18 protein-coding genes and 1 tRNA gene are annotated in these 17,388 nt (G+C 61.8%); 16 read left to right on the forward strand and 3 right to left on the reverse strand.

Translation table 11 applies throughout. The features are described 5' to 3' along the window. Positions 1-7 precede the first annotated feature (7 nt). The 8 genes from lptA to ABQJ48_RS16530 all read left to right on the forward strand — a co-directional run bounded on the left by lptA (position 8) and on the right by ABQJ48_RS16530 (position 7,229). Entirely contained in the window at positions 8-679 is a 672-nt protein-coding gene (gene lptA / locus ABQJ48_RS16495) for a lipopolysaccharide transport periplasmic protein LptA (RefSeq protein ID WP_367839074.1), read from the forward strand. After that, entirely contained in the window at positions 676-1,461 is a 786-nt protein-coding gene (lptB, locus tag ABQJ48_RS16500; protein ID WP_367839075.1) for an LPS export ABC transporter ATP-binding protein, read from the forward strand. The genes lptA and lptB overlap by 4 nt, the downstream gene beginning before the upstream one ends. Before the next feature lie 186 nt (positions 1,462-1,647). Next, on the forward strand, positions 1,648-3,165 hold the full coding sequence (locus ABQJ48_RS16505) for an RNA polymerase factor sigma-54 (RefSeq protein ID WP_367839076.1): 1,518 nt from the start codon (positions 1,648-1,650) through the stop codon (positions 3,163-3,165). Between the two features lie 169 nt (positions 3,166-3,334). Then, a complete protein-coding gene (gene hpf, locus ABQJ48_RS16510) occupies positions 3,335-3,691 on the forward strand; it encodes a ribosome hibernation-promoting factor, HPF/YfiA family (RefSeq protein ID WP_179735939.1) in 357 nt (118 codons plus the stop codon). A gap of 278 nt (positions 3,692-3,969) precedes the next feature. Beyond that, positions 3,970-4,485 carry a PTS sugar transporter subunit IIA gene (locus ABQJ48_RS16515; protein ID WP_367839077.1) on the forward strand — a complete coding sequence of 172 codons (516 nt, stop codon included), beginning with the start codon at positions 3,970-3,972 and terminating at the stop codon, positions 4,483-4,485. A gap of 112 nt (positions 4,486-4,597) precedes the next feature. Further along, entirely contained in the window at positions 4,598-5,566 is a 969-nt protein-coding gene (gene hprK / locus ABQJ48_RS16520; protein ID WP_367839078.1) for an HPr(Ser) kinase/phosphatase, read from the forward strand. 94 nt (positions 5,567-5,660) lie between these two features. Next, positions 5,661-6,554, forward strand: coding sequence for an RNase adapter RapZ (rapZ, locus tag ABQJ48_RS16525; RefSeq protein ID WP_367839079.1), 894 nt, complete (start codon positions 5,661-5,663; stop codon positions 6,552-6,554). A gap of 39 nt (positions 6,555-6,593) precedes the next feature. After that, the gene (locus tag ABQJ48_RS16530; RefSeq protein ID WP_367839080.1) at positions 6,594-7,229 is read left to right on the forward strand and encodes an LON peptidase substrate-binding domain-containing protein; all 636 of its coding nucleotides are present in this window, start codon (positions 6,594-6,596) and stop codon (positions 7,227-7,229) included. A 51-nt stretch (positions 7,230-7,280) separates the two neighbouring features. On the opposite strand, the gene mutY is transcribed toward ABQJ48_RS16530, so the two are convergent. Both mutY and mutM read right to left on the reverse strand, forming a co-directional pair. Then, a complete protein-coding gene (mutY, locus tag ABQJ48_RS16535; protein ID WP_367839081.1) occupies positions 7,281-8,408 on the reverse strand; it encodes an A/G-specific adenine glycosylase in 1,128 nt (375 codons plus the stop codon). A gap of 7 nt (positions 8,409-8,415) precedes the next feature. Continuing rightward, on the reverse strand, positions 8,416-9,246 hold the full coding sequence (mutM, locus tag ABQJ48_RS16540; protein WP_367839082.1) for a bifunctional DNA-formamidopyrimidine glycosylase/DNA-(apurinic or apyrimidinic site) lyase: 831 nt from the start codon (positions 9,244-9,246) through the stop codon (positions 8,416-8,418). A gap of 87 nt (positions 9,247-9,333) precedes the next feature. On the opposite strand from mutM, the gene ABQJ48_RS16545 reads away from it, so the two are divergent. From ABQJ48_RS16545 to hisC, 8 genes are all read left to right on the forward strand, one after another. Beyond that, positions 9,334-11,175: a tetratricopeptide repeat protein gene (locus tag ABQJ48_RS16545; protein ID WP_367839083.1), complete on the forward strand. Its 1,842-nt coding sequence runs from the start codon at positions 9,334-9,336 to the stop codon at positions 11,173-11,175. Further along, positions 11,175-11,807, forward strand: a complete 633-nt coding sequence (gene lolB, locus ABQJ48_RS16550) for a lipoprotein insertase outer membrane protein LolB (RefSeq protein ID WP_367839084.1) — start codon at positions 11,175-11,177, stop codon at positions 11,805-11,807. Before ABQJ48_RS16545 ends, lolB begins: the two co-directional genes overlap by 1 nt. Positions 11,808-11,899: 92 nt before the next feature. Further along, positions 11,900-12,781 (forward strand): 4-(cytidine 5'-diphospho)-2-C-methyl-D-erythritol kinase, encoded by an 882-nt coding sequence (gene ispE / locus ABQJ48_RS16555; RefSeq protein ID WP_367839085.1) that lies wholly within the window; start codon positions 11,900-11,902, stop codon positions 12,779-12,781. Positions 12,782-12,833: 52 nt separating this feature from the next. Then, positions 12,834-12,910, forward strand: a tRNA-Gln gene (locus ABQJ48_RS16560). Between the two features lie 46 nt (positions 12,911-12,956). Then, entirely contained in the window at positions 12,957-13,913 is a 957-nt protein-coding gene (locus ABQJ48_RS16565) for a ribose-phosphate pyrophosphokinase (protein WP_367839096.1), read from the forward strand. Positions 13,914-14,077: 164 nt separating this feature from the next. After that, complete coding sequence (locus ABQJ48_RS16570; protein WP_367839086.1) at positions 14,078-14,695, forward strand: 50S ribosomal protein L25/general stress protein Ctc; 618 nt, start codon at positions 14,078-14,080, stop codon at positions 14,693-14,695. Between the two features lie 150 nt (positions 14,696-14,845). Continuing rightward, a complete protein-coding gene (gene pth, locus ABQJ48_RS16575; protein ID WP_367839087.1) occupies positions 14,846-15,448 on the forward strand; it encodes an aminoacyl-tRNA hydrolase in 603 nt (200 codons plus the stop codon). Positions 15,449-15,524: 76 nt separating this feature from the next. After that, positions 15,525-16,595 carry a histidinol-phosphate transaminase gene (gene hisC / locus ABQJ48_RS16580; RefSeq protein WP_367839088.1) on the forward strand — a complete coding sequence of 357 codons (1,071 nt, stop codon included), beginning with the start codon at positions 15,525-15,527 and terminating at the stop codon, positions 16,593-16,595. 101 nt (positions 16,596-16,696) lie between these two features. On the opposite strand, the gene ABQJ48_RS16585 is transcribed toward hisC, so the two are convergent. After that, positions 16,697-16,954: a YfhL family 4Fe-4S dicluster ferredoxin gene (locus ABQJ48_RS16585; RefSeq protein WP_367839089.1), complete on the reverse strand. Its 258-nt coding sequence runs from the start codon at positions 16,952-16,954 to the stop codon at positions 16,697-16,699. Between the last annotated feature and the right edge of the window lie 434 nt (positions 16,955-17,388).

Here is a 17,388-nt window from a genome sequence, read left to right on the forward strand (position 1 = left end):
TGACTGCATGAACGAATCGTTTCCCCGTGTCAACACCGGCCGCTCGCGCATTTTGTCCGCGTGCCGCGCCGGGCTCGCCGCGCTCGTCGTCGCGCTGCCGCTCGCCGGCTTCGCGCCGCTCGCGCACGCGGATCGCGCCGACAAGGACAAGCCGCTCAATATCGAAGCGGACAACATGACTTACGACGACCTCAAGCAGGTCAACGTCTTCACCGGCCACGTGGTCGCCACCAAAGGGACGATCGTGATCAAGGCCGATCGTGTCGAAGTGACGCAGGACCCGCAGGGTTATCAGTACGCCACTGGCACGTCGAGCGGCGGCAATCTGTCGTATTTCCGCCAGAAGCGCGAAGGTCTGGACGAATACATCGAAGGCACGGCCATCCGTATCGACTACGACGGCAAGCGGGATCTGACCACGCTGACCACCAACGCCACGGTTCGCCGCCTGCAAGGTCTGTCGACGGTGATGGACCAGGTGCGCGGCAGCGTCATTACCTATGACGGCCAAAGCGACTTCTATACCGCGAAGGCGGGCAAGGACGTCGCCGGCCCTGGCAACCCGACCGGCCGCGTGCGCGCGATGCTGTCGCCGCGCAACGGCGGCCCCGCACCGCTTACGGGCGCATCGGCCACGCTCGCGCCGTCCACCTCGATCCAGGGAGCGCCGAATCAGTGAGTACCTCCGCGTCCCTACCCAACCGCAAGCCGGCTGGCACCAGCAGTTCGCTGGCCGTGCGTAGTCTGAAAAAGCGTTACGGTTCGCGCACGGTCGTCAAAGATGTATCGCTCGATGTGAAAAGCGGTGAAGTGGTGGGCCTGCTCGGCCCTAACGGCGCCGGCAAGACCACCTCGTTCTACATGATTGTCGGCCTCGTACCGCTCGACGCGGGCGAGATCGATCTGGACGGCAAATCAATCAGTCTGCTGCCGATCCATAAGCGCGCATCGCTCGGGCTGTCATATCTGCCGCAGGAAGCTTCCGTATTCCGCAAGCTCTCCGTTGAGGAGAATATTCGCGCGGTGCTGCAATTGCAGCACGAAGACAATGGCAAGCGGCTTACCAAAGACACCATCACGTCGCGCACCGAAGCTTTGCTCGACGAGCTGCAGATCGCGCACTTGCGCGAAAATCCGGCCCTGTCGCTATCGGGCGGCGAGCGTCGCCGGGTGGAAATTGCCCGGGCGCTGGCCACCAACCCCAGCTTCATTCTGCTCGACGAACCGTTCGCCGGCGTCGACCCCATCGCCGTGCTAGAAATCCAGAAGATCGTCAAGTTTCTGAAGCAGCGCAACATCGGCGTCCTGATCACCGACCACAACGTGCGCGAAACGCTCGGCATCTGCGATCACGCGTACATCATCAGCGACGGCAGCGTGCTGGCCGCCGGCGCGCCGAGTGAAATCATCGAAAACGAAAGCGTGCGGCGCGTCTATCTGGGCGAACACTTCCGCATGTAAGCGCACAAAGGAATAGCGGCGGTGCGAGCGCGCACCCGCCGCTCCTTCTGCGGCAACCGTACATCCGCATTTTTGACTTGGGCCGTCCTGCGCCCGGCTCCGCCGAAAACGGGGCGCACACGCAATTGCGAATGTCGCAAGGTATCGCGGTCGTGGCAAACTCTCTACAATGAATCTCAACTTGCCATGAAAGCCAGCCTCCAACTCCGCCTATCGCAGCATCTTGCGCTGACCCCCCAACTGCAGCAGTCCATCAGGCTGCTGCAGCTGTCTACGCTCGAACTGCAACAGGAGGTGGCAACGGCAATCTCGCAGAATCCGCTCCTCGAAAACGAGGACGACTGGATCGCGAGCCCTTTGCGCGTGGCGGCGGACGGTTCGCTGATCACCCAGGCGCCCAGTTCTTCCGCACCGCCGGACCAGATGGGCGGCAATGGGTCGTCCACTTCCGCCAGCGGCAGCGAGCGCGCCGAAAACGGCGAGCCGCAGGGGGTCGACGAATACAACGGCCTTTCGGGCGACGGCAACGGCGATGGGTCGCAATGGAACCTCGACGACTACGGCCGCTCGGGCAACGCGTCGGACGACGACGATCTGCCGCCGCTGCAAATCCACGAATCAAGCACTTCCCTGCGCGACCACCTGATGGCGCAATTGCGCGTCACGCAGGCAAGCCAGCGCGACCGCGCGCTGATCACCTTCCTCATCGAGTCACTCGACGACGACGGCTATCTCGCCGCGACGCTCGAAGAAGTGCAAGCGGATCTGCCCGAAGAACTGGAAGTCGACCTCGACGAACTGAATGCGGCGCTCGCGCTGTTACATAGCTTCGACCCGGCCGGAGTTGGCGCGCGTTCCGCATCGGAATGTCTGAAGCTGCAACTGCTGCGGCTCGATCGCTCGCCTACGCGAACGCTGGCGCTCGAGATCGTCGCCCACTATCTGGAACTGCTCGCGGCACGCGATTTCACGCGTCTGCGCAAACATCTGAAGGCGAACGACGACGACCTGCGCGATGCGCACATGCTGATCCGCTCGCTCGAACCGTTTCCTGGCGCTGCGTACGGCAAGGCGGAAGCGGACTACGTGGTGCCGGACATCATGGTACGCAAAACCGCGCAGGGTTGGCAGGCCGAACTCAACCCCGAGGTGGTGCCCAAGCTGCGTATCAATCACCTGTACGCGAACATTTTGCGCAACAACCGGGGTGATCCGGGCAGCGGGTCGTTGCGGCAGCAACTGCAGGAAGCACGCTGGCTCATCAAGAATATCCAGCAGCGATTCGAGACGATTCTTCGCGTCGCGCAGGCCATCGTGGAGCGTCAGAAGAGCTTTTTCGTACACGGCGAAATTGCCATGCGCCCCTTGGTTTTGCGGGAGATTGCTGATACGCTGGGCCTACACGAGTCGACTGTCTCGCGTGTGACAACCGGTAAATACATGCTGACCCCATTCGGGACGCTGGAATTCAAGTATTTCTTCGGTTCACACGTCTCAACCGACACGGGCGGCGCGGCCTCTTCCACGGCGATTCGCGCGCTCATCAAACAACTGATAGGAGCGGAAAACCCGAAATCGCCGATCTCAGACAGTCGCATAGCCGAACTGCTGGCGGAGCAGGGCTTCGTGGTCGCACGGCGTACCGTGGCGAAGTATCGCGAAGCGCTCAAGATCCCGGCAGTCAACCTGCGCAAGTCTCTGTAGCCCGTCGCCTTCCGTGGCGGGCATTTACCGGCCGCTCCGCAGTTGGCGGACAGGCCGGCCGATGCGACCTGCCAGATGTCAGTCACCGGGGGGCGACTCAGGCAGGCCGACAGATCGACCGGACTCTGTCATCGTGCGGAACAAGCGGCCACTAGCTTGGAGAAGCACTATGAATCTGCAGATCAGTGGACACCACCTCGAAGTAACGCCTGCGTTGCGCGAATACGTGATCACCAAACTGGATAGGGTGCTAAGACATTTCGATCAGGTCATCGACGGCAGTGTGGTCCTCTCGGTCGACAACCACAAGGAAAAGGAAAAGCGTCAAAAGGTTGAAATCAACCTGCATCTGAAGGGCAAAGACATTTTTGTCGAGAGTTGCGACAGCGACCTTTACGCTGCAATCGATCTGATGATCGACAAGCTCGACCGGCAGGTGATACGCCACAAGGATCGGCTACAAGGCCATCAGCATGACGCGATCAAGTACCAACCCGCGCCGCAACTGGACGTGCCGCCCCAATAAGGGCAATGAGAGCAGTGTCCTCGTGACGCTCAGGTTGGCAAAACCGCCCGAAATCGGGCGGTTTTTCGTTTCCGGACGCGTTTTTCCCAAGCCGGCGCAGCGTGTGGACCGAATCGTTAGAAACCCATCGCGCATGGATGGCGCGCCGCACCATCAGCAGCTACCCTGTTCTATAATGTTCCGGTTACCATCGGGGTCAAGCTAGCTCACACGGAAATCGGCCGGTCGGAGACTTGCGCTTTGAGGCTCCAACGCACGTGTTTCCGAGCATCGAACGAATGGAACGCCACTCAAACGCCCTAGCGAGGAGAACCCAGGCCACGTTTTCGCCTGTCAACATGAATCGTTTAGCCAAATTTCTTCCCCTCGAGAACGTCGTCGTCGGACTATCGGTCACCAGCAAGAAACGTGTGTTCGAGCAAGCAGGCCTGATCTTCGAGAACCAGAACGGCATCGCCCGTAGCACAGTCACTGACAATCTGTTTGCGCGCGAGCGCCTCGGATCGACGGGGCTGGGTGAAGGCGTCGCGATTCCGCACGGTCGGATCAAAGGTCTGAAGCAGCCGCTCGCCGCGTTTGTGCGTCTTGCGGACCCCATCCCCTTCGAGTCGCCCGACGGTCAGCCGGTCTCGCTGCTGATCATCCTGCTGGTGCCCGAACAGGCTACCCAGCAGCACCTGGAAATCCTTTCAGAAATCGCCCAGTTGCTCTCAGACCGGGAGGCACGCGAGCGCCTGCACACCGAAGAAGACCGCGAATCGTTGCATCGCCTGCTTACTCAGTGGCAACCTTGATGCATCGGCGGTTATCCGCCGGCATGCGAATACCGCCCGGCAACGCGCGCGGCCCGGGTTAGCGCGCCCGCGTCCTTGCGCGGCAAGCGGCCCACACTGGAGTCACTGACTCATGGATACGTCCAGCATCAACGCCCAAAGCATTTTCGACGACAACGCCGCCGCGCTGAAACTCAGCTGGCTGACGGGGCATGAAGGCTGGGAGCGCGGCTTTTCTTCGGAATCGGTCGCCAATGCCACGTCGAGCGCCGATCTCGTCGGCCACCTGAACCTGATCCACCCGAACCGGATCCAGGTGCTCGGCGACGCCGAAATCGACTACTACAAACGCCAGACCGACGAAGACCGCTCGCGCCACATGGCCGAGCTGATCGCGCTGGAGCCGCCGTTTCTGGTGGTGGCGGGCGGCGTCACCGCGCCGCCGGAACTGGTGCTGCGCTGCACGCGCTCGTCCACGCCGCTGTTCACCACGCCGATGTCCGCGGCCGCAGTGATCGACAGCCTACGTCTGTACATGTCGCGCATTCTCGCGCCGCGCGCCACGCTGCACGGCGTGTTTCTCGACATACTCGGCATGGGCGTGCTGCTTACCGGCGACTCCGGGCTCGGCAAGAGCGAACTCGGGCTGGAACTCATCAGCCGCGGTCACGGCCTCGTAGCCGACGACGCGGTGGATTTCGTGCGCCTCGGTCCGGACTTCGTCGAAGGGCGCTGCCCGCCGCTGCTGCAAAACCTGCTCGAGGTGCGCGGTCTCGGCTTGCTGGACATCAAGACGATTTTCGGTGAAACGGCCGTGCGCCGCAAAATGAAGCTGAAACTGATCGTACAACTGGTGCGCCGTCCCGACGGTGAATTCCAGCGGCTGCCTCTGGAGAGTCAGACCGTCGACGTGCTCGGCCTGCCGATCAGCAAGGTCACGATCCAGGTGGCCGCAGGCCGCAACCTCGCGGTCCTCGTCGAAGCGGCGGTGCGCAACACGATCCTGCAACTGCGCGGCATCGACACGCTGCGCGACTTCATGGATCGCCAGCGCCTCGCGATGCAAGATCCCGACAGCCAGTTTCCCGGCAAGCTCGTCTGAAGCAGCAAAACCCTGTACGCGCAGCCAGGGCTGACCGCGGGTACGCGCCGGTGGTACCAGATGCTATGATGAAACGTACGGTTTCGACGACCCCATGCGCATAATTCTGATCACTGGTATCTCCGGCTCCGGCAAGTCAGTTGCCCTCAACGCGCTCGAAGACGCGGGCTATTACTGCGTCGACAATCTGCCGCCGCGCTTTCTGCCCGAACTCGCCGCCTATCTCGCCGACGACGGACAAGACCGCCTTGCAGTCGCAATCGACGCGCGCTCGAGCGCGTCGCTCGACGACATGCCGGCAATGATCCGCGATTTGTCGCGCGCTCACGATGTACGCGTGCTGTTCCTGAGCGCCAGCACGCAGTCGCTGATTCAGCGCTTCTCCGAAACGCGCCGCCGCCATCCGCTGTCAGGCTCCCCCGCGCACGATGCAGACGTCGGCCTGCTCACCTCGCTCGCGGAAGCCATCGAGCGCGAGCGCGAACTGGTGGCGGGTCTCGCCGAGTTCGGCCATCAGATCGACACCAGCAACCTGCGCGCGAACGTGCTGCGCGCATGGGTCAAACGCTTCATCGAGCAGAAAGAGGCGGGGCTCGTGCTGATGTTCGAGTCGTTCGGCTTCAAGCGCGGCGTGCCGCTCGACGCGGATTTCGTCTTCGACGTACGCACGCTGCCCAACCCCTACTACGATCATGAGTTGAGGCCGCTCACGGGCCTCGACAAACCGGTGATCGATTTTCTCGACGCGCTGCCGGTCGTGCATGACATGATCGACGACATCGAGAAATATCTCTCGAAGTGGCTGCCGCATTTCCGCGACGACAATCGAAGTTATCTGACCGTCGCAATCGGCTGCACGGGCGGCCAGCACCGCTCGGTGTTCATTGCGGAGACGCTTGCCGCGCGTCTCGCAGCGTCGGCGAATGTGATCGTGCGGCATCGCGATGCGCCGGTCGATGTCGGCGAATCATCAAAGCTAGTGGCTTAACCGGCCGCGCCGCGCGGCCTTAACCCGAAGCGTTGCGCCATGTCTACTACGTCTACTGTGCTCGCCGATGTGCCGCTGTTTCCGCTGCATACGGTGCTGTTTCCCGATGGGCTACTGCCGCTGAAAATTTTCGAAGCGCGCTACCTCGACATGGCGCGCGACTGTCTGCGGGAAAAGACGCCCTTCGGCGTGTGCCTGCTGAAAAGCGGCGCGGAAGTGGCGCGCGAAGAAGAGCCTTCGGTGCCCGAAGCAATTGGCTGCCTGGCTGAAATCGAAGAGTGCGACGTTGAAGCTTTCGGCATGCTGTTAATTCGAGCGCGGGGCACACGGCGGTTTCGTCTGTTGTCGCATCGCGTTGAAAGCAGCGGTCTGCTGGTCGGCATGGCGGAACCGATCGGCGACGACATGCCGCTCGAAGGCAATGAGCTGCTCGCAAAGTTCGGCGCGTGTGCGGAAGTGCTCGAACGGATCATCGCGACGATCCGCGAGCGCGACCCCGACAGCCTGCCTTTCGCGGAGCCGTTCAGGCTCGACGATCCGTCGTGGGTGTCCAACCGTCTTGCCGAAGTGCTGCCGATCGCTCTGCGGGCGCGCCAGAAGCTGATGGAGCTGCGCGACGCCGGCGCGCGGATCGATGTGGTTCATCACTACATGCAGCAGCATCAACTTTTATAGCTGGCTCTTTGACTGCGGCAGCGCGTTTAGCGGACGATCGGACGCGTTGGGTCAGATCAACGAACCCTGCAAACCTTCCAGCAGTTTGCGCACCGGCGCGGGCACGCCGAACGAGTCCAGATCGCTGAGCGCGACCCACGCGGTGTGCGCATCGTCAAGCGCGGCCAATGCGCCCAAGCCGCGATCGAGTTCCGCGAGCCGCGGCTCGATGTCCAGCTTGAAATGCGTGAACACATGCGTGAGCGGCGCAAGCGGCGAAACGCCACCGTCGCAGCCGAAAGCGCGTGCACGCTCGGCGAGTGCAACTTCATCTGCGGCTTCCGGCAGGCTCCACAAGCCTCCCCAAATGCCCGACGGCGGACGCTTTTCCAGCATCACCGCATTGCCGTCGCGCAGCACCAGCATCCAGGTTCGGCGCCTCGGCACGGCTTTCTTTGGACGTGCCGTGGGCAATTCGCGTTGGCGTGCGCTGACGTTGGCCACGCAATCCGGCGCGAACGGGCATCGCAGACAGTCCGGCTTGCCGCGCACGCACAGGGTCGCGCCAAGGTCCATCAAACCCTGCGTGTACGCGCTCACGTCTTCATCCGAAGCATTGGACGGCAGCAGCGACTCTGCCAGCGTCCACATCGCAGTTTCGATCTTTTTTTCGCCGGGAAAGCCTTCGACTCCGAACACGCGAGCCAGCACGCGCTTGACGTTGCCGTCGAGAATCGTCGCGCGCGCGCCAAAGGCAAACGAAGCAATGGCCGCCGCCGTCGAGCGGCCGATGCCGGGCAGCTCAGCGAGTTCGTCGACCGACGCCGGGAAAGCGCCGCCATGCTGCTCGGCCACGACTTGCGCGCAGCGGTGCAGATTGCGCGCACGCGTGTAGTAACCGAGGCCTGCCCACAACGCCATCACGTCATCAGAAGATGCGGCCGCGAGCGCAGCAACATCCGGAAAGCGCGCAAGAAATTTCGCGTAGTACGGAATCACCGTCGACACCTGGGTCTGCTGCAGCATAATTTCCGACAGCCAGATGCGATACGGATCGCGCGTGTTCTGCCACGGCAGATCGTGACGCCCATGCCGACGTTGCCATGCGATCAGGCGCTCGGAAAAATCCGGCATTACGGGAAACGCGGCCGCGTTGGACGCAGTTGGCGAATTGGCACGCGGCGTTAAGCGGGAAGGCATTGAAGTTCTAGCGCTGGCAGGTGGGACAGAAATAGGTGGAACGCTGACCCTGCACGATCTGCCTGATCGGCGTTCCGCAGACGCGGCATGGCAGGCCCGCGCGATCATAGACGAAATAGTCGAGCTGGAAGTAGCCGCTTTCCCCGTCGCTGCCGACGAAATCGCGTAGCGTGCTACCACCCTTCTCTATGGCGGCGGCAAGCGTCACTCGCACGGCGTCCGCGAGCAGGCCGTAGCGCACCAGCGAGACGCGGCCCGCCGCGGTGGTCGGCCGGATGCCAGCGCGAAACAGGCTCTCCGACGCATAGATATTGCCCACGCCGACAACGATGTCACCGGCCAGCAGCGCCTGCTTCACCGACACCGTGCGCCCGCGCGTGAGCCGATGCATCAGCGCGCCGGAGAACGCGGGCGAGAACGGCTCGACGCCGAGCCCCGCGAGCAGCGGATGCTCCAGGACGTCGCCGGTTTCGCGCGGATGCCATAGCACCGCACCGAAGCGCCGCGGGTCGCGATAGCGCAAAATGACCTCGTCGAAGATCCAGTCGACGTGGTCGTGTTTGGCCGCAGCCGGCGGATGAGGCACGTGCCGCAGTACACGCAACGTCCCGGTCATGCCAAGATGGACGATGAACCAGCCGGCGTCGATTTCGAACAGCAGATACTTGCCGCGCCGCTGGACTTTGCGCACCACCTGACCCCGCAGGGTTTTCGCGAGGTCGGCCGGAATCGGCCAGCGCAGCGCGGGCGTGCGCACCTCGACGCGTTCAACCTTGCGGCCGGACACATACGGTTCGATACCCCGTCGGGTAACCTCGACTTCTGGCAACTCTGGCATGTCTAACTGGTCTGCAACTTGCGTCAGTGGTTGTGCGCGTATTGTAGCGAGCGCGTTACAATCGTCCGAAACATTGAACGGATTTCCATGAACTTGTCCTTCGTGAAGCTGTTTTCGAAACGCCCGGCTCGCGCACCGCGCGTGCCGCACGCCGTGTCCGCTCGCCGGATGCTGGGCGCAGCCGCGCTCGCCGTCTGGACGCTGGCCGCCGTGCCCGCGCATGCACAGGACCCGTCATCGGATCCGGATGGCAATTCGGTCACGCTGCCCGACTCGTTCGGCCCGACATCGGCGGAAGACGAAAAGTCACTGCCCAATGTGCCGTTGACGAGCCAGATCGTCTTCCAGGTGCTCGCCGCCGAAGTGGCGCTGCAACGCGACGAGCCGGCGCCCGCCTATCAAACCTACCTCGCCCTTGCGCGCGACACCCACGACCCGCGCATGGCGCAGCGCGCCACGGAAATCGCGCTGGCCGCGCAAAGTCCATCGGACGCGCTGGCCGCCGCCCAGTTGTGGCAGCAGTATGCGCCGGACTCGGAGCGCGCCGAGCAAATCGACGCGTCGTTGCTGGTGCTGTCCGGCAAACCCGACGACGCTGCGCCGATCCTCGCTCGCGAACTCGCGAAAGTGCCCGCGCAGAATCGCGGCAGCGCCCTTCTGGCCTTGCAACTGCTGTTGTCGCGCGGCCCGAACCGGATCGGCGGCTTGCACGTGTTGCAGGATCTTCTGAAGAACGACATGAACCGGCCGGAGGCTCAACTGGCCATTGCGCGCCAGCAGTTGCTGTCGAACGACGCGCCGGGCGCGCGCAAGTCGCTCGAGCAGGCGCTGGCCCTGAAGCCGGACTATCTGCCGGCAGCGCTGACGTTGTCGCAGATGGGTCCCGAGGAACGCCAGGAAGGCATCTCGTCGCTCGAACACTACGTGCAGCAGAACCCGAAGTCGCATGACGCGCGTCTCGCGCTCGCCCAGATATACCTTGCGAGCGACCGCCTGGACGACGCGCAGAAGCAGTTCGAGATCATGCACAAGGCCAACGCGAACGACCTGACGCCGATCATGGCGCTCGCGCTGATCAAGATCCAGCAGAAGAATTTCGCCGACGCGCAAAACTTCCTTGTTCAGTACGCGCAGCTGGCCGAAAAAACACCGGGTGCGGATGCGGGCCAGGCGTACATTTACCTTGCCCAGCTGTCGCTCGAACAGAAGAACGAAGCGGCGGCGAGCGACTGGCTGAACAAGATCGCGCCGTCGAGCCAGCAATACATGCCGGCGCAGATCACGCGCGCGCAACTGCTTGCGAAACAAGGCAAGATCGACGACGCGCGCAGGCTGCTGGCCGGCCTGCAGGCGTCGGATCCGCGCGACCAGGCGTTGCTCGCCCGCACCGACGCGGCGATCCTGTTCGACGCGAAGCGCTACCTGGAAGCGGAAGCACGTCTGCAAGAAGCCACCGCGGCCTTCCCCGACGATCCGGATCTCACCTACGACTACGCAATGGCCGCGGAAAAAAATGGTCATTACGACGTGATGGAAGCCGAGTTGCGCAAGCTGATTCAAACGCAACCGAACAATCCGCAGGCGTACAACGCGCTGGGCTATTCGCTGGCCGATCGCAACCAGCGCCTGTCGGAAGCGGACAAGCTGGTCAAGAAGGCATCGTCTCTGGCGCCGAACGACGCGTTCATCATGGACAGCGTCGGCTGGGTCAAATACCGGATGGGCGATACGTCGGACGCCATCAAACTACTGCGCAAGGCCTACGAGCTTCAGCCCAACGCCGAAATCGGCGCGCATCTGGGCGAAGTACTGTGGAAAAGCGGCGACCACGAGCAAGCTCGCGCCGCATTCCGCGACGCGCGCAAGCTTGAGCCGAACAACGATACGCTCGTCAAAACGCTGCAACGTCTTCAGGTAAACGATCTTTGATGCGTCTTTCCCGTCTGATTTTCTTTCCCCGGGCGCCGCGTGGCGCAGCGCTTGGTTTCGCAACGGCAGCGGTTGTCGCATTGGCCGGCTGCGCTTCGGTGAAACCGCAGGGGCCGTCCACGTCGAATGCGGCGACTGCGGTCACCGCGCAAACGAGCCGTTCCTACCAGGGCCGCTTCGCGGTCCAGTACACCGATCAGAATGGCCAGCCACGCAACGCTTACGGTAATTTCTCGTGGCAGGAAACGGGCGACACCGTCACGCTGCAATTGCGCAACCCGCTCGGCCAGACGCTGGCTATTGTGACGTCATCGCCGGCGTCGGCCACGCTCGAGTTGCCGAACCGTCAGCCGCTCACCGCTGACAACGTCTCTACGCTGATGCAAAATGCGCTCGGTTTCGCGTTGCCCGTCGAAGGGCTGCGTTACTGGCTGCAGCCATCGCCCGCGCCTACGTCGCGCGCCAGAACCGAGAAGGACCCTGAGCAGCCATCGCGCCTGAAACAGATCACGCAGGACGGCTGGACGATCGACTATCTCGCCTATGCCGATGCCCCGCCCACCGCCGTGAAGCGCGTGAACCTGAGCCGTGCGGAGCCGCCGCTCGATATCAAGCTCGTGCTGGATCAGTGACCGGCGTGGCCGCGTCGGTTGACGCAGTTTGCCGCTCGTTTGCGCTCGTTTGCGCTTGTTCCGCGCCGCCTTGGCCCCTGTAGCCCCGACTCATGATTGAAACGACCGATTCGCTGCGCGATTGCCTCGCGCCAGCGAAACTCAACCTCTTCCTGCATATCACCGGCCGCCGGCCGGATGGTTATCACACGCTGCAAACGGTCTTCCAGTTGCTCGACTGGGGCGACACTCTGCATTTCGAACGACGCAACGACGGACTTATCACGCGCAGCAGCGAGATCCCCGACGTGCCGCCGGAACACGACCTCACCGTGCGCGCGGCGACGCTGCTCAAGACGCATACGGGCTCGCCCGAAGGCGTCGATATTCAAATAGAGAAGCGCTTGCCGATGGGCGGCGGCCTCGGCGGCGGCAGCTCTGATGCGGCCACGACGCTGCTGGCGCTGAACCGCTTGTGGAAGCTCGATTTGCCGCGCCTGGAACTGCAGGCATTGGCATTGAAGCTGGGTGCGGACGTGCCGTTCTTTGTTTTTGGAAAAAATGCGTTCGCCCAGGGTGTCGGAGAATCTTTAGACGTTGTACAATTGCCGCCGCGTCACTTTCTAGTAGTGACACCGAGGGTACAAGTTCCAACTGCAGCGATTTTTTCCGAAAAAACGTTGACAAGGAATTCAAAGCACCTCATAATTACGGACTTTCCTGCAGAATTTAGCTGCAACACTGAGTGGCCCGAAAGTTTTGGTCGCAATGACATGCAGCAGGTTGTCGTAGGAAAGTATGCGGAAGTAGCGCAAGTGCTGCGATGGTTTGAAAACATCGCGCCGGCGCGGATGTCTGGATCAGGTTCAAGTGTCTTTGCAGCGTTCCGTAGCAAAGCTGAAGCAGAAGCGGCTCAGGCCAAACTGCCCGGCGAATGGGGCAGCGCAGTGGCCGCCGGTCTGGATCAGCATCCACTCTTTACTTTCGCATCATAAGTTTTGCATCGTCGAACGAAACTCCACGTTCGGCGGGGCTCAAGGTTAGTGTAGGGGAGTCGCCAAGCTGGTTAAGGCACCGGATTTTGATTCCGGCATGCAAAGGTTCGAATCCTTTCTCCCCTGCCAAAATTCTCGCGTTTCCCCTCGCCCCCCAGCCTGAAGCAGGTGCATGATGAGCAGCCATGACGGCCTGATGGTTTTTACTGGCAACGCGAATCCCGCGCTTGCGCAGGAAGTCGTCAAGATCCTCGGTATCCCCCTCGGCAAAGCAATGGTTAGCCGTTTCTCGGACGGCGAAATTCAGGTCGAGATCCAGGAAAACGTGCGTGGCAAGGATGTCTTCGTCCTGCAATCCACGTGCGCACCGGCGAACGACAACCTGATGGAACTGATGATCATGGTCGATGCGCTCAAGCGCGCATCCGCAGGCCGGATCACCGCCGCCATCCCCTACTTCGGTTATGCCCGCCAGGATCGTCGCCCGCGTTCCGCGCGCGTCGCCATTTCGGCGAAGATCGTCGCGAACATGCTGGAAATCGCCGGTGTCGAGCGGATCATCACGATGGATCTGCACGCCGACCAGATTCAAGGCTTCTTCGACATCCCGGTCGACAACATCTACGCAACGCCGGTGCTGCTCGGCGATCTGCGCAAGCAGAACTACGAGAACCTGCTCGTCGTTTCGCCGGACGTCGGCGGCGTGGTGCGGGCCCGTGCCTTGGCCAAGCAGCTCAATTGCGATCTGGCGATCATTGACAAGCGTCGCCCCAAGGCGAACGTCGCCGAAGTGATGAACATTATTGGTGAGGTGGAAGGCCGTACTTGCGTGATCATGGACGACATGGTCGACACTGCGGGCACGCTCTGCAAGGCAGCACAAGTCTTGAAAGAACGCGGTGCCAGGCAGGTGTTCGCTTACGCTACCCACCCGGTCCTGTCGGGCGGCGCAGGCGAGCGTATCGCCGCTTCGGCACTCGACGAACTCGTTGTCACGGACACGATCCCGCTGGGCGAAGAAGCCCGCTCATGCGCGAAGATCCGTTCGTTGACCAGCGCCGGCCTGCTTGCCGAAACGTTCTCGCGCATTCGCCGCGGCGATTCGGTAATGTCGCTGTTCGCTGAAAGTTAAGTATTTGCGAAGGCGCAGGGTATCGCTTCATGGGGTCCGCTGCGTTTTTGCACAATCGGCATGAACGAACGAAGGTTCGTGCCGCAGCTCTGGGGCCTCAGCCGTAACGGCTTCGAGGCCCTGTTTTTACTGCCTGGTCGCGGGCAGTGCATTGGAGATTGAACATGAAAGTAGTCGCTTTCGAGCGTTCTGTGCAAGGTACGGGTGCGAGCCGCCGCCTGCGTAACTCGGGCAAGACCCCGGGCATCGTATATGGCGCTGGTGCTGAAACGCAATTGGTCGAACTGGACCACAACGCGCTGTGGCACGCGCTGAAAAAAGAAGTTTTCCACTCGTCGATTCTCGAACTGGAAGTGGCCGGCAAGTCGCAACAGGTTCTGCTGCGCGACGTGCAATACCACCCGTTCCGTCAGCTCGTGCTGCACGTCGACTTCCAACGCGTCGACGCGAAGAAGAAGCTGCACACCAAAGTACCGCTGCACTTCATGAACCAGGAAACCAACCCGGCAGTCAAGCTGTCGAGCGCGGTCATCTCGCACGTCGTCAATGAACTGGAAATCGAGTGCCTGCCGTCGGCACTGCCGGAATTCATCGAAGTCGACCTGGCGACGATGCAAGCCGGTCAATCGGTTCACGCCAAAGACATCCCGCTGCCGGCAGGTGTGTCGCTGGTTGCTCACGTCGAAGCAGAAAACCCGGTGATCGCCGCTGCAACGATCCCGGCGGGCGCAATCGCCGAAGGCGATGCCGCCGCTGCCGAAGGCGAAACGCCGGCTGCTTAAGGACCTTTCGGGTACCGAGCAAGCAATCCTCTCGATCCGTTTCGATGAAACGGTCGATGTGACCCGCCGCGGTTCGCCTCGGCGGGTTTTTTTTTCGGTTTTTTCGGCCCCGCAGATTTCGACTCTCAGGCCAGATGGACCTATGCAATCATGATCAAGCTGATCGTCGGGCTCGGCAATCCGGGCGCCGAATACACCGCGACGCGCCACAATGCCGGCTTCTGGCTGGTCGATCAACTGGCGCGCGAAGCGGGCACCATGCTGCGCGACGAGCGGCGCTTCCACGGTTTCTACGCGAAAGCGCGGCTCCACGGCGAGGAAGTGCATTTGCTGGAGCCGCAAACGTATATGAACCGATCCGGGCAATCGGTCGTGGCGCTGGCGCAATTCTTCAAAATCCTTCCGGACGAGATTCTGGTCGCGCATGACGAACTCGATATGCCGCCAGGCAGTGTCAAGCTGAAGCTTGGTGGTGGCAGCGGCGGTCATAACGGGCTGAAGGACATCACCGCGCATCTGTCGTCGCAACAGTTTTGGCGGTTGCGGATTGGCATCGGCCATCCGCGCGATCTGATTCCCGAAAGCGCGCGCGCCGGCGCCAAGCCGGACGTCGCCAATTACGTGCTGAAGCCGCCGCGGCGCGAGGAACAGGAAGTGATCGATGCATCCATTGAGCGCGCGCTCGCGGTGATGCCCAAAATCATCGCCGGGGAGCTTGAGCGCGCGATGATGCAATTGCATCGCAACCCGTGAGTTCGCGGGCGCTAATGTATGTTGTTGGGCTATGGACGAGCTAACTGGTCGACCGCCTTGCATGGAGGAGAATGGCTTGAGCCGCTACTGGAGTGACATCGTTCACCGCTTGACGCCGTATGTGCCAGGCGAGCAGCCGCTGGTCGCGCATCCGGTAAAGCTGAACACCAACGAGAATCCGTATCCGCCGTCGCCGCGCGTGCTCGACGCGATCCGCCGGGAACTGGGCGAGACCGGTGAGGCGCTGCGCCGCTATCCCGATCCGACGGCACTCAGGCTGCGTGAGACGGTTGCCGCACATCATGGCCTCCGCGCCGGCCAGGTGTTCGCGGGCAACGGCTCTGACGAAGTGCTGGCGCTGACGTTCCAGGCACTACTCAAACACGACAAACCGCTGTTGTTCCCGGACATCACGTACAGCTTTTATCCGACCTACGCACGTCTGTTCGAAGTGGATTATCGGACGGTCCCGCTCGACGACAGCTTCGCCATCCATGTCGACGATTACGCGACGCCGAATGGCGGCGTGCTGCTGCCAAATCCGAACGCGCCGACCGGCCGTCCGCTGACGCTCGCCGAGATCGAGCGCCTGCTGGCGAGCAACACCGAATCGGTCGTCGTGATCGATGAGGCCTATGTCGACTTCGGCGCCAAGTCGGCGATTGCGCTGCTGGAACGCTACCGGAATTTGCTGGTGGTTCAGACGGTGTCGAAATCGCGCTCGCTGGCCGGCATGCGAGTCGGCTTCGCGTTCGGCGATCCGACGCTGATCGATGCGCTGAACCGCGTGAAGAACAGCTTCAATTCGTATCCACTCGACCGTCTTGCGCAAGTGGCCGCCATCGCCGCGTACGAAGACGATGCCTGGTTTCGCGACAATTGCACGAAGGTGATCGCAAGTCGCGAACGGCTGGCCGCGGAATTGAAAGGGCTTGGCTTCCAGGTTGTGCCGTCCGCCGCCAACCTGCTGTTCGCGCGCCATGAAGGCTACGATGCAGCCACGCTTGCGCTGCGGCTCAGGGAAAAACAGATCTTCGTGCGCCACTTCAAGGCGCCGCGAATCGACCAGCATCTGCGAATTTCAATCGGCACGGACGAAGAATGCCGGATTCTGGTGGACGCGCTGCGCGATATCTTCGGCGCTTAGGCCGGACAGCAATCAGGCCGCACAGCGGCAAATAATGCCGCCGCAAAAAAATCGGCGAGGCCAAGGCCTCGCCGTTCGTTCATCCATTCGCACATCGGATCTCAAGCGCCCTTGGAAGCCTGCAGTGCGTGGTACTTCGCCATCAAGCCATCGGGCGTTTCCAGATGTTCGGGGTCGCGCGGGATGCATTCAACGGGGCACACCTGAATGCACTGCGGCTCGTCGAAATGACCGACACACTCGGTGCATTTCTTCGGGTCGATTATGTAGATTTCCGGGCCCATGGAGATTGCGTCGTTCGGGCACTCGGGCTCGCACACGTCGCAATTGATGCACTCGTCGGTAATCATCAAGGCCATACTGCCACCAACTTTCCTAGGAAAAACAATACATTATAGCTTTTTGGCGTTCCGCACGGTCGTGCAAATTCCCCGAAAATCATGTTTTTGAGTTGCGGCTGAGTTGCACAGCTGTTGCAAATTGTGCAGCGCGCAAAGTCCAGACAGCACGCCAAGCTATGCGAGCCAGAGTGCCCGAACGACGCGATTTCGATGGGCCCGGAAATCTACGTGATCGACCCGGCCTGCCGAATTGGTGACCCAACGAGCATTGGAGCGGCCCAGTCTCAGCCCGAACGCAGGCCGGGGTGCAACCGTAGGCAGAAATTGCGGGAGGTGTCAGGAATTTCGTGTGCTGAGGTCGGTTAAAAATCTCAGCTGATGGCGGCGGTGAATCGCTCGCCGAACAGGATGGCGAACTGATTGACGGCTTGCCGCCAGGTGATAGGTGGCAT

Origin of the sequence: Paraburkholderia suaedae, assembly GCF_040812055.1 — a bacterium.
Lineage (GTDB): Bacteria > Pseudomonadota > Gammaproteobacteria > Burkholderiales > Burkholderiaceae > Paraburkholderia.

Bases quoted from the DNA above. Each gene is read 5' to 3' on its own strand.
- lptA (WP_367839074.1), top strand. From the start codon at position 8: ATGAACGAATCGTTTCCCCGTGTCAACACCGGCCGCTCGCGCATTTTG.
- ABQJ48_RS16505 (WP_367839076.1), top strand. From the start codon at position 1,648: ATGAAAGCCAGCCTCCAACTCCGCCTATCGCAGCATCTTGCGCTGACC.
- hpf (WP_179735939.1), top strand. From the start codon at position 3,335: ATGAATCTGCAGATCAGTGGACACCACCTCGAAGTAACGCCTGCGTTG.
- ABQJ48_RS16515 (WP_367839077.1), top strand. From the start codon at position 3,970: ATGGAACGCCACTCAAACGCCCTAGCGAGGAGAACCCAGGCCACGTTT.
- hprK (WP_367839078.1), top strand. From the start codon at position 4,598: ATGGATACGTCCAGCATCAACGCCCAAAGCATTTTCGACGACAACGCC.
- rapZ (WP_367839079.1), top strand. From the start codon at position 5,661: ATGCGCATAATTCTGATCACTGGTATCTCCGGCTCCGGCAAGTCAGTT.
- ABQJ48_RS16530 (WP_367839080.1), top strand. From the start codon at position 6,594: ATGTCTACTACGTCTACTGTGCTCGCCGATGTGCCGCTGTTTCCGCTG.
- mutY (WP_367839081.1), bottom strand. From the start codon at position 8,408: ATGCCTTCCCGCTTAACGCCGCGTGCCAATTCGCCAACTGCGTCCAAC.
- mutM (WP_367839082.1), bottom strand. From the start codon at position 9,246: ATGCCAGAGTTGCCAGAAGTCGAGGTTACCCGACGGGGTATCGAACCG.
- ABQJ48_RS16545 (WP_367839083.1), top strand. From the start codon at position 9,334: ATGAACTTGTCCTTCGTGAAGCTGTTTTCGAAACGCCCGGCTCGCGCA.
- lolB (WP_367839084.1), top strand. From the start codon at position 11,175: ATGCGTCTTTCCCGTCTGATTTTCTTTCCCCGGGCGCCGCGTGGCGCA.
- ispE (WP_367839085.1), top strand. From the start codon at position 11,900: ATGATTGAAACGACCGATTCGCTGCGCGATTGCCTCGCGCCAGCGAAA.
- ABQJ48_RS16565 (WP_367839096.1), top strand. From the start codon at position 12,957: ATGAGCAGCCATGACGGCCTGATGGTTTTTACTGGCAACGCGAATCCC.
- ABQJ48_RS16570 (WP_367839086.1), top strand. From the start codon at position 14,078: ATGAAAGTAGTCGCTTTCGAGCGTTCTGTGCAAGGTACGGGTGCGAGC.
- pth (WP_367839087.1), top strand. From the start codon at position 14,846: ATGATCAAGCTGATCGTCGGGCTCGGCAATCCGGGCGCCGAATACACC.
- ABQJ48_RS16585 (WP_367839089.1), bottom strand. From the start codon at position 16,954: ATGGCCTTGATGATTACCGACGAGTGCATCAATTGCGACGTGTGCGAG.